Source organism: Stenotrophomonas sp. JAG2, from assembly GCF_041080745.1.
Lineage (GTDB): Bacteria > Pseudomonadota > Gammaproteobacteria > Xanthomonadales > Xanthomonadaceae > Stenotrophomonas > Stenotrophomonas maltophilia_AA.
Genome location: NZ_JBEUMH010000003.1, coordinates 84,425 through 101,075, shown reverse-complemented (window position 1 = coordinate 101,075; position 16,651 = coordinate 84,425). Strand labels below are relative to the sequence as shown.

Sequence of the window (16,651 nt, the reverse complement as noted above, 5' to 3'; positions counted from 1 at the left end):
CGGATGCCGGCAGCACGGCTTCCTTACCGCTCACGGCCCCCTCCTGGCACCGCGCTGCACAGGAGGGATGGTACCCACCCCACCTGTGACGGCATTGATCCGCATCAATGACCGACCTGTTGCATCGCGTGCGACATGTGTCGCACACTTGCGACACCTCGCCACACCTGGAGTCTCATGTCCGCACTGCCTACCCCCTCCAATGCCGAGCTGGAACTGCTCAAAGCGCTCTGGCGCCAAGGCGCCTGCAGCGCGCGCGAAGTGCACAACGGTGCGGTGGCCACGCTGGACTGGTCCTATTCCTCCACCCGCAAGACCTTGGAACGCATGGTCGACAAAGGTCTGGTCGAGGAAACCGTCGAGCACGGCTTGAACATGTACCGCGCGAAGGTGGGCAAGGTCGCCACGCTGGCCGCGCTCAGCACCGACTTCGCGCGCCGGGTGCTGGAGCTCGACGGCGCATTGCCGGCGCAGGCCTTCGCCGACAGCCGCCTGCTCAGCGAGCAGGAACTTCAGCAGCTCGATGCCCTGCTGCGCGCGCCTGCCCAGGATGACCCGGCATGACCCTGCCGACGCTCGGGTTCTGGGTGGTGCATGGGGCCGGCGCCTTGGCCGGTGGCTGGCTCGCGTGGGCCGCCGGCCAACGTCTCCACCGGCGGCTGGGTCTCTCCCACGCCGCGCAGGGCTACTGGATGGGGCTGTGGCTGCTGGCCGTGATGCCGGTGCTGCTGTCGGCAGTACTGGCGCTGTGGGCGCCCGCACCGCTCGTCTCATTGCCAACGGCGTTGAGCATGCCCTTGCCGCTCGCGCTGGACCTGGACGATTCCGGTGCGACAGACCGGACCGTAATGGCGTCCGGCTGGACGCGTCCGGCCACCGCCACGTTGCTGGCCGCGCTCTACCTGATCGGCGTTGGTGTCGCATTGCTGCGCGTCCTGCTCGGCACGCGGGCGACGGGCCGGCTGTGCCGCGCGACTACGCCGATCGCGCCGGAAGCCTGGCCAGGCCCGCGCAGTCGGGCTTCAGCGCTTCGGCTGCGGTCGGCCGGCATCGCCTGCCGGCTCAGCACGTTGCCGGTGAGCCCGTTCGCGGTGCGCTGGCCTCGGCCCTTGATCGTGCTTCCGGCCTCGGCACTGCAAGCGCTGGATGATCGCGCCCTGTGCCTGATCCTCGGCCATGAAGCTGCTCACCTGATGCGCTGCGATCCCCAACGCGCCGGGCTGATGGCGGTGTTCAATGCGCTCCTGTGGTTCAACCCGTTCCTGGCGCGGATCGGTGCGCGTGTGCAGCTGGCGGCAGAGCTGCGCTGTGATGCACATGCACTCGCCGGTGATGCCCACGGCGGGCGCGAGTTCGCTGCAGCCTACGTACGCACGCTGCGACTTTCCACGGCGGCCCACAGGCCCTCCACCGCACTGACCCACCGCGATCTGGCCGGGCATGAGATCCGCATCCGCCACATGCTGCATGGCGATGCTGCAAGGCCACTGTCGGGATCACGAGGTGCCATGCTGCTGGGCATCGCACTGATCATCGGCTGCGCGCTGATGGTGATGCAGGCCAGCACCGCGCGACCGCTGCAAGGCCCTGCCGCCTCGAGTGCCCCGGCGTTGAGCTCGACCACCCACGCCGCATTGCCGCTGCCGCCGATGGGCAACACCCCCATCGAGATCCTGTTCCAGGCGCCATTGGTCACCCCGCGGATCACGGGTCGCTTCGGCGATACCGGCAGCATCCGTCAGCGCCCGCATCGCGGCACCGATTTCGGTGCGCGCCCGGGCACGCCAGTGCTGGCGCCGGCGGACGGCCGCGTCGTGGCAGCAACGACCGCCTACCCCGATGGCCCGCAGTACGGCACGGTGGTGGTGATCGACCACGGCCAGGGGTGGCAGACGCTGTACGCCCACCTGCAGAGTGCCGATGTGGCGGTCGGCCAGCAGGTACATGCCGGCGAGCAGATCGCACGGGTCGGCAGCACCGGGCGCGTGACCGGCCCGCACCTGCATCTGGAAATGCTGCGCAACGGTGAGCGCGTCGATCCGCAGGCGCACCTGCCATGACCCGCTAAGCCGCTCCCCCGAAACCACCGCTGCATTTCGTTTTCCTGGCCACAGGAGGGGCGCGTGTTGCCCGGCGAAATGCGTACCTGGCCCGTCTGCACGGATCGCCCATGACTTCTTCGTTCCGCATCGCCCTGGCCCTGGCCCCGCTATGCACCGCGTTCCCGAGCGCTGCGCAGTCACTCCCCGCGCCAGCGACTCCGCCGACCACCGCGCTGGATACCGTACAGGTGCAGGCGCAGGCCTACGACATCCGCCGCGACGACACCGCCACCCGGATCGTGATCGGCGCCGCGGCGCTGCGCCAGTACGGCGACCCCGGCCTGGTCGATGCGCTCAAACGCCTGCCGGGCATCACCGTCGGCACCGCCGCCCCCGGTCGCAGCGGCGCGCTGTCGCTGCGAGGGTTGGGCGCGGGCTACACCCAGATCCTGCTCAATGGCCAGAAAGCGCCCACCGGCTTCGATCTGGATTCGCTCACGCCGGAGATGGTCGAGCGGGTGGAGATCATCCGCGCCCCGACCGCCGACCAGCGTGGCGAAGCGATCGCCGGCTCGATCAACATCGTGCTGGCCGCCGGTGCACGCACGGATGCCGACCAGCTGACGGTGGCCTGGGGCAGTAGCAATGGCCGCAACACGCCCTCGGCCAGCTGGCAGCGCAACCGGCGCGCCGGACATCGCAGCAGTGCGATCACGGCGACCGCATCGCGTCGCGAGTTCCTCGTCGAGGAAACCGGCACCGAACGCGCGTGGGACCCGGAGGGAACCCCGACCGTGCTGCGCGACACCACCCTGCGCGCGGGCGGGAACCGCGATGTGCTCTCGCTGGCCCCCAGCCTGGAAGCCACGCTGGAGAACGGTGACACGCTTGCGTTGCAGGGCCTCGTCGATGCCAGCCGGTTCAACCGCGTCACTGACATCGACTGGATCAGCACACTCGGCGCGCCACTGCGGACGAGTCGGTATCAACAACGCACGCGCATCGATGTCGCCCAGGCCAACGGCAGCGTGACGTGGACGCGCGCCTTCGAACAGGGCGGCACATTCACCACCAGACTGCGCCTCGGCGGCAACCGCGAGCGCTATGCCTACCGCGAGCAGGGTCGGTCACCGGAGGGGCAACAGAACCTGGACGACCACACCAATGCGCGGCTGAGCGTGCGCGACCTCAACAGCACCGGAAAATACACGCTGCCATCCCGCGGGCGCCATGCGCTGCAGCTCGGTTGGGAAGGCAGCGAAGACCGTCGTGACGAGTCGCGGGTGCAGCACCTGCTGCCGGTCGGCGGGGAAGCGGAGTGGTTCAGTGACCTGGCCTTCGACGCCCGCATCCGGCGGCTGGCGCTCTATGCCCAGGACGACGTCACCCTCAGCGAGCGCTGGTCGGTCTATGCCGGGGCGCGTTGGGAGCAGATCGATACGCGTAGTGAAGGCAGCGGATTCAGCGGCATCCATCGGCGCGAGCAGATACTGTCGCCTGTGCTGCAGTCGCTCTGGAAAATCCCCGGCACCACGAGCGATCAGCTGCGCGTCGCGCTCACCCGCACCTACCGCTCGCCCACGCTGGCATCGCTGATCCCCCGTCCGTACACCTCCACCAACAACCGCCCGCTCAATCCCGACGAACGCGGCAACCCTGCGCTGCGCCCGGAGCTGGCGACCGGGCTGGACCTGTCCTACGAGACCTACGGCAAGGAAGGCGCGCAGCTGAGTGTGGGGGGCTATGTGCGGCGGATCACGGAGGTGATCCGCACCGAGACGCATCTGCAGGACGGGCGCTGGGTGGCCTCGCCGGTGAACGGCGGCACCGCGATGACCTGGGGCGTGGAGATGGATACCGCGTTGCGCCTGCCGCAGGTGATCGCCGCTGCGCCGGATGTAGCGCTCCGCTTCAATGCGACGGCCAACGATTCGCGCGTGGACGATGTGCCCGGTCCGGACAACCGCCTCGATGAGCAGGTGCGCTTCAGCAGCACGCTGGGCGCGGACTATCTGATCCGCACCGGCTGGACGGTCGGCGGCAGTTACACCTACCGGACCGGCGGTTCGGTGCAGGTCAGTCCCGGACAGTTCGAGACCAGCGCCTACGCACGCGAGCTGGACCTGTATTCGCTGTGGTCGCTGCGCGCAGGCAGCAAACTACGGCTGAGCCTCAACAACACGCTGCACCCGTCGCTGCACACCGGGCAATCGCGGATCAGCGACGAAGGCACCGAGCAGCTGCGGCGGCAACGCAGGGCTTCGCCGCTGCTGCGCCTCCAGCTCGAACTCCCTCTCTGATCAGCCCGGCTGGCGACTCGCCTCGCCTACCGCCGGCAGCGCACGCGCGCGGCCCGGCCTGCTCGGGAAGGCATGGCGCACGATCCGCCACATCACCTGGCCGAACTGGCGCGGCAGCGAACCGGTGTTGTAGTGCTGGCCGTAACGCGCGCAGATCTCCTTCACCTCGACCGCGACCGCGGCGTAGCGGTTGGCCGGGATATCCGGGTAGAAGTGGTGTTCGATCTGGTGGCTGAGATTGCCCGACATGACGTTCATCAGCTTGCCACCGGTCAGGTTGGACGAGCCGCGCAGCTGGCGCAGGTACCAGTGGCCGCGGCTTTCATCGCGCACGCATTCCTTCGGGAAGGTCTCCGCGTCCGCGGTGAAATGACCGCAGAAAATGATCACGTAGGTCCACACGTTGCGGATCAGGTTGGCCGCCACATTGCCCAGCAGCACCGGCAGGAAGAACGGGCCGGCCAGCGCCGGGAACAGCAGGTAGTCCTTGAACATCTGCTTGCCCATCTTGCGGCCGACCGGGCGGAACTGCGTCCCCAGCTGGCGCAGCGTCATCTTGCCGGCGAACACGCGGCCCAGGCGCAGGTCCTGTATGGCGATGCCCCACTCGAACAGCAGCGCGAACACCACCGCGACCACCGGCTGCATCAGGTAGAACGGGCGCCAGCGCTGCTCGGGGAAGATGCGCAGCAGGCCATAGCCGATATCGTCGTCCAGCCCGCGCACATTGGTGTAGGTGTGATGGCGGAAGTTGTGCGTCTTGCGCCAGGCGTCGGCGGTACCGACGATGTCCCACTCGTAGGTGCTGCCCTGCAGCTGCGGATCGCCCATCCAGTCGTACTGGCCGTGGATGACGTTGTGCGCCAGCTCCATGTTCTCCAGGATCTTGGACAGCGCCAGCATCACCACGCCGGCGATCCACGCCGGGATCAGCACGCTGTGCACGAACGCACCGAGGAACAGCAGCGCACGGCCGGCCACGCCGGTCCAGCGTACGGCGGCAACGACGCGGCGGATGTAGCGCGCGTCGCGCGCACCGAGCGTGGCCAGCTGGCGCGCGCGCAGTGCATCGAGTTCATCGCCGAAAGCCTGCAGTTCGGCCGGGGACAGCGCGCGGTTGTGCACGGAAGACATGGTCACAGCTCCAGGATCAGGTCGGTGCTGGCGCTGTTCACGCACAGCTTCACTTGCGTGGCCGGTTCGGCCGCGTGCTCGCCGGTCAGGGTGTGGCGGGTGACGCCGGACACCTTGCCGCAGACACAGGTATTGCAGATGCCCATGCGGCAGCCACTGGCCGGCCGCAGCCCTTCGGCTTCCAGCGCCTGCAGCAGCGAGGTGCCCCGCGGCAGGGCCAGCGTGCGGCCGCTGCGACGCAGCTCGACCTGCACGGTGCCCGTTTCCGCCGCCGGCAGGACCGGCGGGGTGAAGGCTTCGGACTGCAGCGAGGCGACACGGCCCTGCAGGCGGGCCTGCGCGGCGTCGACAAACCCGCCGGGGCCGCACACCAGGGTACGCGCACTGCCCAGGTCACCCAGCGCCTCGAACGCGAACGCGTCCACGCGCGGGGCCGGTGCGGCCGGATCGCGGGTCAACGCGATATGCAGCGAGAACGAGGGATGCCGTGCGGCGAGCGCTGCCAGCTCCTCGGCGAAACACAGTTCCTCGCGGCGGCGCGCCCAGTACACCAGGTCCACCGGCGCCGACATGCCGGAGACGTCGAGTTGGCGCAGCAGGGCGCGCATCGGGGTGATGCCGCTGCCGGCTGCCAGCAGCAACAGGCGCTCGCCGTGCGCTGCGGGCAGGGTCATCTCACCGAACGCCTGGCCGAGTTCGAACACGTCTCCGATCACAGCGGCCCGGGCCAGGTGCTGGCTGACAGCGCCGCCGGCGATCGCCTTGACGGTGATCGCCAGCCGGCCATCGGCCAGCGCGGTGGGGCTGTAGCTGCGCGACAGCCGACGGCCGTCGACCTCCACGCCCAGGGTGATGTGCTGGCCCGGCAGCAGGCCGCGGAAATGGCGGTTGGGTTTGAGCACCAGGGTGACGGCATCCGCGCTCTCGGCGGTGCGCGACACCAGCCGTGCCAACGGGCGACGCAGGGTCCACAGCGGATGCAGGCGGGTGCCCCAGAAGTCGAACAGCTCCTCGGAGACCCAGCGGCGGGGGCTGGCGGCGTGACGGCGGGCGGCGATGCGCGGGACGGTGCTCATGCTGCGCACTATACGGCCGAGCATACGACTGTGTATACAGTTGTATATAGTCGGGACGGGCTATGATTCAGGGACTTGACTCCCCTGCCCCCGATGACCTCCCCAGACCTGCCCCTGCCCGCCTCCGACGACGCCCATCCCGCGCGCAAAGCCTCGATCTCACGCGAGGATCTGCTGGCCGCGGCATTGGCCCTGATCGGGCCGCACCGCAGCGTCTCCACGCTGAGCCTGCGCGAGGTCGCGCGTGAAGCCGGGATCGCCCCGAACTCGTTCTACCGTCAGTTCCGCGACATGGACGAGCTGACCGTAGCGCTGATCGACCTGGCCGGGCGTTCGCTGCGCACCATCATCGGCGAGGCCCGCCAGCGCGCGGCCTCCTCCGATCGCAGCGTGATCCGGCTCTCGGTGGAGACCTTCATGGAACAGCTGCGTGCCGACGACCGCCTGCTGCACGTGCTGCTGCGCGAGGGCACGGCCGGCTCGGATGCGTTCAAGCACGCCGTCGATCGCGAGCTGAATTATTTCGAAGACGAACTGCGGGTCGATCTGATCCGCCTGGCCGCCGCCGATGGTGCGCGGCTGCACGAGCCGGCCCTGGCCTCCAAGGCGATCACCCGCCTGGTGTTCGCGATGGGGGCGACCGCGGTCGACCTGCCGCCGGAGAAGGATCCGGAGCTGATCGAACAGCTGACCCAGATGCTGCGGATGATCATCACCGGCGCACGGACGCTGGCCGGCAGTCCGCCGCTGCGCTGATCCGCCCTCGCCTCGATATACGCGGGAACGTGCGCAGACGTACGAGGGATGCTGCAACCGGGTGGCAGAGAAGGCAAAACGAAATGGCGGCCCGGAGGCCGCCATCTCATTCTGCACTTCCCCTTCCCTCAACCGTCGCCCCCATGTGGGGATCGATCAGGACAGGGATGGATCAGCGGTACTGGCGCTCGCAGCGGCGCTCGACCACGCGGTCGCCATTCTTGGACTGCTGGTTGCCCTGGATCTGGCGCCCGGCGGCGCCGCCTGCAACCGCACCGGCGACCGTGGCCAGTTTCTTGCCGTTGCCGCCGCCAACCTGGTTGCCCAGGAGGCCGCCCACCACTGCACCGGTCGCGGTGCCGGTGATGCGGTTGGGATCCCTCGAATTACGCTGGACCTCGACGTTATGGCAGACAACCTTGCTGCCGTCGTTGAAGCGGCGTCCTTCGTCCTTGGGGCCGTAAGTCTGTGCGCCGGCAACGGCCGACACCGCCAGCAAACTGCCCAGGCACAACACGCGGATGCTCGTCTTCATGGTCGATCCCTGTTTATGGAACATGGACCGAGTGTCTGCCTGCCGGTGCCAAGCCCGGGTGAATTCAGGTGGAGGCCGCGTCAAGGCCCTTGCATTGGTTCAGGAGGCAGCCAGAGAGCGGATGACCACTTACAGCCGCTCGCGGATCGTCTGCCGCAACGCCTCCAGATCCTTGGCGAACGCATCGATGCCGCTTGCCAGCTTCTCCGTCGCCATCGGGTCGGCCGCCAGATCCGCCGCAAACCGCGCGCCATCGATCGGTGTCACCTGGACGGATTCGGCTGCACCGGCCACCAGCCTGCGCGGCAGCTCACCGTGATCGGCGTCCAGCTTCTCCAACAGCTCCGGCGAGATCGTCAGACGATCACAGCCCGCCAGTGCCTCGATCTGCGCCGTCGAACGGAACGACGCGCCCATCACCACCGTCGGCGAACCGCGACGCTTGAACTCCGCGTACACCCCGCGCACGAACACCACGCCCGGGTCTTCGTCGATGGTCGCCGGCGCCTGCCCGTTGGCCACATACCAGTCCAGGATGCGGCCGACGAACGGCGAAATCAGGAACGCCCCGGCCTCGCTGCAGGCCAACGCCTGGGTCGGGTTGAAGATCAGCGTCAGGTTGCAGTCGATCCCCTCGGCCTGCAGCTGGCGTGCCGCCTCCACGCCTGCCCAGGTCGCCGCGATCTTGATCAGCACCTTGCTGCGCGGCACGCCGGCCGCTTCGTACATCGCGATGAACTGGCGCGCCTTGGCCACCGTCGCCGCCGTATCGTGCGCTTGGTCCGCATCGACCTCGGTCGAGACCCGGCCCGGCACCAGCGTGCTGAGCAGCGTACCCACGCCCACGGTCAGGCGATCCGCCACCGCGTGCACGATGGTCTCGCGCTCGCCACCCTGCTCGCGGCCCCAGGCCAATGCGCTGTCGATCAGATCGGCGTACACCGGCAGATCCAGCGCCTTCTTCACCAGGGTGGGATTGGTCGTGCAGTCGACCGGCTTCAAGCGCTTGATCGCTTCGACATCGCCGGTATCGGCAACCACCACGGACAGATCACGCAGCTGGGAGAGTTTCGACAGCGACGCCATCGCACCGACCGCCGCCGTATCCTGGTCGAACACCGGTGCCGCGAACGGCTCGGGGCCAGGCGTGCGGCCGAACACGATCGGCCGGGTGATGCCGCGATAGCTGCCGAGCAGCGGATGCGGCAGCGACGTGATCATCGCCTCGGCCAGCACCTGTGGGTGGTCGAACATATCCTCCACCTGGCGCGCGGCCGCGCAGGGAACCTCTTCACCGAACAACGCCTCCCACGCCAGTGCACTGCGTACGGCCAGTGCCGCGTGCAGCTGCGGCAGCAGTACCTCGGCATGCGTGGCACGCTTGCGCACCGTGTCATAGCGCACGTCAGCGGCCAGCTCCGGCAGCCCGATCCGCTCGCACAGGGCCTGCCAGAAGCGCGGCGTATTGGCCGAGATGTACAGATACCCGTCCGCGGTGGGATGGATGCCGGTGACACCGCCAGAGCGCATATCGCGACCCACCCCCTCCGGCTCGCCCTCGGCCCAGATCATCCGCGCCGACTGCATCGTCAGCGCACTGCGCAGCAGCGACACCCCGACGAACTGGCCCTCGCCACTGCGCTCGCGCTCGTACAGGGCCGACGACACACCGGCCGCCACCAGCGCCGCCGCGTAGTAATCGACGACCGAGCCATAGAGGATCTCCGGAGCGCCGCCCGTCTTGCCCTGCATCGTGCACATGCCAGTCATGGTCTGCAGCACCTGGTCGTAGCCGGCCTTGTCCTTCAGTGGCCCCTGCTCGCCATAGCCGGTGACCGAGCAGTACACCAGGCGCGGGTTGAGCTTGTGCAGGCTGTCAAAATCGATACCCAGGCGCACCGGCACGCTGGGCCGGAAGTTGTGGACCAGTACGTCGGCCTCGCGCACCAGGCGCATCAGCACCGCACGCTGGTCGGGCTGCTTCAGATCCAGCACCACGCCCCGCTTGGACCGGTTCACGCCGAGGAACGCCCGGCTCTCCGCCTCCAGCGTGGACGGATAGCGGCGCAGGTTGTCGCCGACCGGCGGCTCCACCTTGATCACCTCCGCGCCCTGGTCGGCCAGCAGCGTGCAGCCGTAGGGGCCGGCGATGTAGGCGCTCAGGTCCAGCACGCGGATGCCGCTCAACGGCCCGATGGCGCCCTCCCGCTGGGCAATGGCGAATGGAGAACTGGGGTTGCTTCCGGTCATGGTCAATACACTCGATACCTTGAGGGAAGTTTCCTCCTGGCCAACGGGAAGAAACAGATCGTGTGGGTATGTTCTGCGTGGACAAAAAGCACGCTGCGGCGTCGGCGGCTGCGTGGCCGCCGAACATCGCCATGCCGTCAGTCCGATGGCGCCAGCGACAGCCAGCTCAGTCGCCAGCTGCCATGATCGCGGCCACCGCATCGGTAGTAGGGCTCGAACATCAGGGGGCCACGGCAGTCCAGCTGCAGGGTGATCGACGCACCCTCGCCGCCATCCTCACCCACCTGCAGCCACTGCGAGGGCGGCAGGTCAGGCAGTCGTACCGTCTCGTCCGTCTTGTAGCCGTCAATCAGACCGGTGGCATACACCAGCGGCCCGTAGCTCAGCCCCACGTACTCCCAACGCAGTACCTCCTGCGCCACCGGCGCGCCATCCGGCGCACGCGATTCCTGCACGTTGATGTTGGCCGCCCGGTGCAGGCGCGGCTGCATCGGCAGGTGCACCCGCAGGGTGTCGCCGGACTGCCAGGTCCTCTGCACCTGCACGAACCCGTCCGCACCCGCCTCGGCCGCCACGGGCTGCCCGTTGACCTCGATGCGCGCGCCCGTGGTCCAGTCCGGAATCCGCACGCCGATACCGAAGGCTGCGATGCATTCCGGCAGCACGGTGATCGTCACCGTTCCGTCGAAGGGGAATCGGGTTGCCTGCAGCAGGGTCACCGCGCCAGCCTGCGCATGCAGCAACGTGGCTTCCCCCGGCCCGTAGAGGTTGACCCGCAGCCCGCCATCGGCCGCGATGCCATAGGCCACCTGCGGCAGCTCTTCCACCGCCATCGCACCGCTGGACTTGCAGCAGCGCCAATACGTGGTGTGCACGCGCCGGCCATTGGGATAGGTGTAATAGCACCAGTCCTCGCCATTGGGGGCCATCGCCGCCAGCAGATCGTTGTAGGCGGTGCGCTCCAGTTCGTCGGCGTAGCGTGCATGGCCGGTAATGGCCAGCAGTTCGCGGTTGAGCTGCATCCACGCCAGCACCGAGCAGGTCTCGACATAGGCCTGCGGGAAGAACGTGCGCGGCGCATTGAACACTTCACGCGATCGGTGCGCCACCCCGCCCCACGGCCCGCCACCCAGGGTGAGGTGCTGCTCGCGGATGTTGTGCCAGAGATGATCGAGGGCCTGGCGATGGTCGGCATGCCCGGTGGCCTTGTACAGCTTGGCCAGCCCGACCAGGTTCCAGCTGAGCTGGTAGGCCTTGCCCGTGGCGATGAACGCCGCATCCTCGCCGGCCAGCGCCTTGTCCAGCAGCGCCAGCCGCGGATTGGCATTGGCCTGCGCCAGGATGCGCTCGGCCAGCGCCAGGTAGCGCGGCTCACCCGTGACCAGGTAGAGATCGGCCGCTGGATCCAGCAGCACCGTGGCGGACATGCCGTGATGATTGCCCAGGGTGGTGATGTCGATCCCGGACTCCAGCGCCTGCCAGCACAGGTCCGCGATCCGGCACGCGGCCTGCAGATAGGCCGCGTTGCCCAGCGCGCGCCACGTTTCCAGGAAGCCGAGGATCAGATAGCTGTGGGTCCAGATGTCCCAGGTGCGCAGTGCCGGCTCGCCGTTCCAGCTCTCCGGCCTGGGCGGCTGCGGCACCGTGAAGCGGCGCTCGGCCGCATAGTTGCCAAGATAGCCGTCGTCGTCCTGCTGGCTGATCAACCAGTCGGCGACGCGGCGCAGCGAAGCCTCCAGCCGCGGCTGTCCGCCCTGCGCCACTGCGCGTGCGGTGGCCGACAGCCATTTCCCGGCATGTTCGCCGTACCAGTCGCCTTCATGGTTCTGGTGCTTGTGCGCCTGGCTGAAGATGCTGATCGGCGCGCTGTGCTCATCAACGACGAACGTGCTCAGGCGCCCGCTGCGGTTGGCTGCCAAGGCATCGCCCAGCACACCCTGCAAGGTGACCTGCTGCGGCGGGACCAGCGTCATGCCGCGGGCGGCGGGATGCAGACGGCTCATGCCACATCCACCACGCAACGGAAGCCGACCGTGCCGGAACGGTCCTTGGACGGTCCCATCAGCAGGTACTTGCCATGCTGGTCCAGTCGGTAGGCCTGCGGGAAGTACCAGTGCGAGGTCTGCGGCTGATAGCTGCTGCCGCCACGCAGTACGGCCGCGCGGGTGTGCGCATCGCTGAATTCATCGGTCCATTGCCACACATTGCCGACCAGATCCTGCACCCCGAACGGGCTGGCGCCCTGCGGATGTGCATCGACATCGGCTGGCGGGGTGAGGCGACGGCCACGATTGACGCGCGGCACGCACGCCGCATCCCACGCGTTGCCCCACGGATACAGTCGCCCGTCCGTGCCCTGCGCGGCGTACTGCCATTCCCACGCATGCGGCAGCCGCTTGCCGGCCCAGGCGGCGTACGCACGCGCGTCCTCGATCGAGACCCAGGTCACCGGCTTGTTGTCCCAGCCCGCACGCGGCGCGCCATCCTTCCAGTCCGCCAGGAAGTTGTGATCATCGGCCGGCCGGTAGCCGCTGGCATCAAGGAAGCGCTTGAACGCCGCGTTGGTGACCGGGTGGCGATCGATATGGAACGACGCCAGCGTCATGCGCCGGCGATGGTGGCGGCGCGCGCAGTCTTCCCACGGGAACTGCACATCCAGGCCCGCCCAGGTGAAACCCTCGATCTCGATGCCGCCCACCTGGAACAGGAACTCGCCGGCCGGGATCGTGACCATGCCGGTCGGCGCTTCGGCCTGCGGGGGCGTGCTCGCGATCGCCAGCAACTCCTGCGGAGCGGCCTTCCACGCGGCGGAGTAGCTGTTGAGGGGCTGCTGTGCGCGCTCGGCGGTCGCCGCGAGGAAATCGTCCAGACCCTCGACCGCGGTATCTGCAGCCACACTCAGGATCGCGCCAAATCCGCGCGCTTCCATCGGCAGCTCGATGTACGCCGCGCCGTCGATGATCCGCGGCGTCAACGCGCACCCATGCCACGCATCGTAGTAACGCGTGCCGTCCGCATGCGCCAGCGCAATCTGCTCACCGTCCACGGCGTACTCGTTACGGTTGATCAACGTGTGCAGCACGATGCCCTCGCCCGGGAACCGACTGGCGAAAATGCCGCCCTGCAGGCAGACCTGGTACGGCTCCCAGTCCATCGAGACCACCAGCTGCGGAAACTGCCGGTACAGCGTGGCGATCCGGCGCAGGGCCTCGCCATCGCGCGGGGTGAACTGGTTCCAGACGCCCCAGATGTTCTCCCAGGCGTTGTAGCCGATGCCGTTGAAGAAGCAGTACTGCAGGTCGTGATTGCGGTTGCGGCCCCAGCGGTTCTCGTAGTTGACCATGTGGCGGGGCTCCAGCCACTTCCACTTGGAGACGGGCGGCACCGGGCCATCGGGCGCCTTCTTGCCCCAGCTCTGCACGTTCCAGATCAGCTGCTCTTCGGAACTGATGGTGGACTCGGGCTGCACCACCACCGGGTTGCCGCGCGCATCGCAGGCATCGAAGAACGCCCGCGGCACACCGTTGAAGGTATCGCCGTTGATGCCATCGGCACCGACCGCCTTGACGATCTCGGCCAGCCCATCCCAGTGCGTCACGCCCGGGTCGCGGGTGCCGTGGTCCCACGGCTTGGCCGGCAGGAACACTTTGACGCCGCGCTTCTGGAAGGCCTGCACCGCGGTTCGCAATCCCGCCAGGCCGCCGGGCATGTCGTGCGCCAGATCGAACTGGTTGCGGTCATCGATGCCGATGTTCGGGTAGATGTACCAGATCAGCACCGAGTCCAGCCCGCCAAACCGTTCGGTCAGATCGTCCAGATAGCGATCGACGGTGTACTGCCCGGTGGCCGCGTCGAAGAAGTAACGGTCCTCGACCATCATCTGCGCATGCACGAAGTTGCGCTGCGCCCACTGCAGTTCCGGGCGGCGGTAATTCACGTCGGTATAGCCGATCCGGACCAGATGCTCGCGGCGCCAGTCCTTGAGTTCTTCCAGCCAATCACCCGCACTGGCATTGGCATCGATCATCCAGCTGCCGATGTCGGCGAACGGCCACGCCGGCGCCTTGCCCGGGGTGGGCAGGTAGCGCCCGGTGGTCACGTGCGAGAACTTGTACTCGGTGCGGATCGCCTCACGCCCGTAGTCGGCTGCGTCGGTGTCGTAGTCGGGGCTCTGATACGGCGTGGTCATGGGCAAGGCATCCAGCAGGAAACGGAAAGGAGGTACATCAGCACGCGCACGCTGCCGCCAGCGCGGCATGGGCGGCGGCATCGGGAATGCACGCGGGATCTGCAAGCAGTGACTGCACTTCGGCGCGGGCGGGAATGCTCGACTGCGCGCCCAGGCGGGTGCAGGCCAGCGCGGAGGCTGCGGTGGCGGCAAGCAACGCATCGGCCATCGGTTGATGGTCGGCCAGCGCAGCGACCAGCGCGCCACAGAAGGTGTCGCCGGCCGCCGTGGTGTCGGTCGGATCGATGCGGAACCCGGGCTGCAGCAGCACCGTGTCGTTCACCCGCGCCAGACAGCCGCGCGCGCCCAAGGTCACGATCACGCAGGGCACCGGCACGCGCGCCAGCCCCGTGGCCAGGTCCGGAGGATGGCCGGCCACCACGTCGAGCTCCCCCTCATTGACGATCAGTACATCCAGCAGTGCGAGCAGCGCGTCGGGCAGTGCCTGCGCCGGCGCTGCGTTGAGGGCCACCTTCAGCCCGGCCAGGCGGGCGCGGCGCGCATACGCGGTGACGGTGGGCAGCGGGGTTTCCAGCTGCAGCAGCAGCCAGTCTACGCCGTCCAGCGCGGGCAGGTGTTCCTCGCCCAGGGCCAGGTTGGCACCGGGTGCGACCGTGATCGCGTTCTCGGCACTGTCGGCCAGGCAGATGAAGGCGGTGCCGGTCGGCAGCGCAGGATCGCGCACGATCGACAGGTCCACGCCGGCGTCCCGCAGCGACGCTTCGATCGGCATGGCGAAATCATCCTCGCCCAGGGCCAGCAGCATCCGGGTCGTCGCACCGCCGGCACGCGCGCAGGCCACGGCCTGGTTGGCGCCCTTGCCTCCCGGGAAGGTGCTGAAGCCATGGCCGAGCACGGTCTCACCCGGTGCCGGCACATGCGCGGCGCGCACGACGAAATCGAGATTGGCCGAGCCGGCGACGAGAACGGTGGAACGTGCCGCACTACTCATGGGTCCAGGGCCTCATCAACGCGGTTGTAGAACATCGTACTGATGCGCGGCAGGTCGTCGTTGCCACCGGGCAGGTGCTGCAGCAGCAGGATCGCGACCAGCCGGCGCGCAGGGTCGATCGTGTAGTAGGTCGAGGCCGCGCCCGACCAGCCGAACGCACCCACCGATGCGGTGCGTCCTTTCATGGCCGGGTCCAGCAGCACCGAACCGCCCAGGCCGAACCCCTCGGCATCGCTGAACTCGGTCACTGGCCTGGGCAAAGCGGTATGCACCAGCTGGTTCTGCATCATCAGGGCCACGGTGGCGGGACGAAGCAGGCGCGTGTCGCCATGGCGACCGCCATCGAGCAGCATCTGCGCGAACCGGCCATAGTCGCCGGCCGTGGAGTACAGCCCGCCGGCACCGCTTGGATACGGCCGCAGCGGGCTGCCGGGGTCCCGCGCGTGCACCTCATCGGCAAGCACCAGGTCACCATGCTCGCCCATGGTGGTCAGCTCGACCACCCGCGCGCGATCGCGCGCCGGTACCACGAAGCCGGTATCGGCCATCGCCAGTGGACGGAAGATGCGTTGTTGCAGGAACTGCTCGAACGGCAGCCCGCCCACCACCTCCACCAATCGCGACAGAACCTCGATGGAGGTGCTGTCGTAGCGGAAGCGCGTGCCCGGCTCGGTCGCGAGTGGAACGCGGGCCAACCGGGCGGTGTAATCGGCCAGGCTGTCCGCAGCCTGCACCTGCTGGCGTTCCAGCAGCGCGGTGACGGCCTCGAACCCCTCCCCGCCCGCAGCGAAGCCGGCGGTGTGGGTGAGCAGATGGCGGACGGTCAGCGTCTGTGTCGCCGGCCGCAGCTGCGGCGCCGCGGCGGTGCCCCCGGCGAAGACCTGCAGGTGTGAGAACTCGGGGAGGTGGCGCGCCACCGGATCATCCAGATCCAGCCGCCCCTCCTCCACCAGCATCATGGCGGCCACCGAGGCCACCGTCTTGGTCATGGAATAGATGCGGAAAATGCTGTCGGTTCGCATCGGCCTGGCATGGGCCAGGTCCTGCCAGCCGTAGGCAGCGTCGTGCACGATGCTGCCGTCGTGGATCACCAGCGCGACCGCGCCGGTATAGCCCTGCCGGCCGGTCGATTCGTGCAGGAAGGCATCGACAACAGGCAATCCCGGCGGTGCAGCCGGCGGCTCCGGCAACGACGCCGCGGCCTGCCCGACGATCAGCATCAGCAACGCGAGCATGGCCAGGCATGCTCGGGGGCGGCAATGACGGGCGTGGGCCGGTCCGTGCGATGGCCAGTACATCCGCTCTCCTGCTGTCAGTGGCGGTAACGTCATGACAGGGTAAGGCAAGTAAAACGGACCGGCGCTGCAGTGTTCCGCAG

Annotated in this window: 12 protein-coding genes and 1 pseudogene; 4 read left to right on the top strand and 9 right to left on the bottom strand. The window is 68.3% G+C overall.

What is annotated here, in order from left to right:
• The first annotated feature begins 177 nt into the window (after positions 1-177).
• The 3 genes from AB9O74_RS04600 (at position 178) to AB9O74_RS04590 (ending at position 4,342) form a co-directional block, all read left to right on the top strand.
• Complete coding sequence (locus AB9O74_RS04600) at positions 178-564, top strand: type III secretion system needle length determinant, SpaN/EivJ family (protein WP_346492103.1); 387 nt, start codon at positions 178-180, stop codon at positions 562-564.
• Complete coding sequence (locus tag AB9O74_RS04595) at positions 561-2,060, top strand: peptidoglycan DD-metalloendopeptidase family protein (RefSeq protein WP_369348607.1); 1,500 nt, start codon at positions 561-563, stop codon at positions 2,058-2,060. The genes AB9O74_RS04600 and AB9O74_RS04595 overlap by 4 nt, the downstream gene beginning before the upstream one ends.
• 110 nt (positions 2,061-2,170) lie before the next feature.
• Entirely contained in the window at positions 2,171-4,342 is a 2,172-nt protein-coding gene (locus tag AB9O74_RS04590; RefSeq protein WP_369348606.1) for a TonB-dependent receptor plug domain-containing protein, read from the top strand.
• Here AB9O74_RS04590 and AB9O74_RS04585 read toward each other — a convergent pair whose 3' ends face one another.
• Together AB9O74_RS04585 and AB9O74_RS04580 are read right to left on the bottom strand one after the other, a co-directional pair.
• Positions 4,343-5,476 carry an acyl-CoA desaturase gene (locus AB9O74_RS04585; RefSeq protein ID WP_346492100.1) on the bottom strand — a complete coding sequence of 378 codons (1,134 nt, stop codon included), beginning with the start codon at positions 5,474-5,476 and terminating at the stop codon, positions 4,343-4,345.
• Between the two features lie 2 nt (positions 5,477-5,478).
• Positions 5,479-6,552, bottom strand: a complete 1,074-nt coding sequence (locus AB9O74_RS04580; RefSeq protein ID WP_369348605.1) for a ferredoxin reductase — start codon at positions 6,550-6,552, stop codon at positions 5,479-5,481.
• Positions 6,553-6,645: 93 nt separating this feature from the next.
• Between AB9O74_RS04580 and fabR the strand changes: the two genes are divergently transcribed.
• Positions 6,646-7,308 (top strand): HTH-type transcriptional repressor FabR, encoded by a 663-nt coding sequence (gene fabR / locus AB9O74_RS04575; protein ID WP_026069985.1) that lies wholly within the window; start codon positions 6,646-6,648, stop codon positions 7,306-7,308.
• Positions 7,309-7,480: 172 nt separating this feature from the next.
• Here the strand turns inward: fabR and AB9O74_RS04570 are convergent, their stop codons facing one another.
• The 7 genes and pseudogenes from AB9O74_RS04570 to AB9O74_RS04540 form a co-directional block, all read right to left on the bottom strand.
• On the bottom strand, positions 7,481-7,843 hold the full coding sequence (locus AB9O74_RS04570) for a glycine zipper 2TM domain-containing protein (protein ID WP_319210155.1): 363 nt from the start codon (positions 7,841-7,843) through the stop codon (positions 7,481-7,483).
• 129 nt (positions 7,844-7,972) lie between these two features.
• Positions 7,973-8,929, bottom strand: coding sequence for a transaldolase (locus AB9O74_RS04565; protein WP_369348741.1), 957 nt, complete (start codon positions 8,927-8,929; stop codon positions 7,973-7,975).
• Between the two features lie 27 nt (positions 8,930-8,956).
• A pseudogene (locus tag AB9O74_RS04560) lies at positions 8,957-10,093 on the bottom strand (CaiB/BaiF CoA transferase family protein); the annotation flags it as partial.
• Positions 10,094-10,230: 137 nt separating this feature from the next.
• On the bottom strand, positions 10,231-12,096 hold the full coding sequence (locus tag AB9O74_RS04555; protein ID WP_369348604.1) for a glycoside hydrolase family 127 protein: 1,866 nt from the start codon (positions 12,094-12,096) through the stop codon (positions 10,231-10,233).
• Positions 12,093-14,282, bottom strand: coding sequence for a formylglycine-generating enzyme family protein (locus AB9O74_RS04550; RefSeq protein ID WP_369348603.1), 2,190 nt, complete (start codon positions 14,280-14,282; stop codon positions 12,093-12,095). Before AB9O74_RS04550 ends, AB9O74_RS04555 begins: the two co-directional genes overlap by 4 nt.
• 37 nt (positions 14,283-14,319) lie before the next feature.
• Entirely contained in the window at positions 14,320-15,273 is a 954-nt protein-coding gene (locus tag AB9O74_RS04545; RefSeq protein ID WP_369348602.1) for a ribokinase, read from the bottom strand.
• The gene (locus tag AB9O74_RS04540) at positions 15,270-16,508 is read right to left on the bottom strand and encodes a serine hydrolase domain-containing protein (protein ID WP_369348601.1); all 1,239 of its coding nucleotides are present in this window, start codon (positions 16,506-16,508) and stop codon (positions 15,270-15,272) included. The genes AB9O74_RS04545 and AB9O74_RS04540 overlap by 4 nt, the downstream gene beginning before the upstream one ends.
• Positions 16,509-16,651 lie beyond the last annotated feature (143 nt).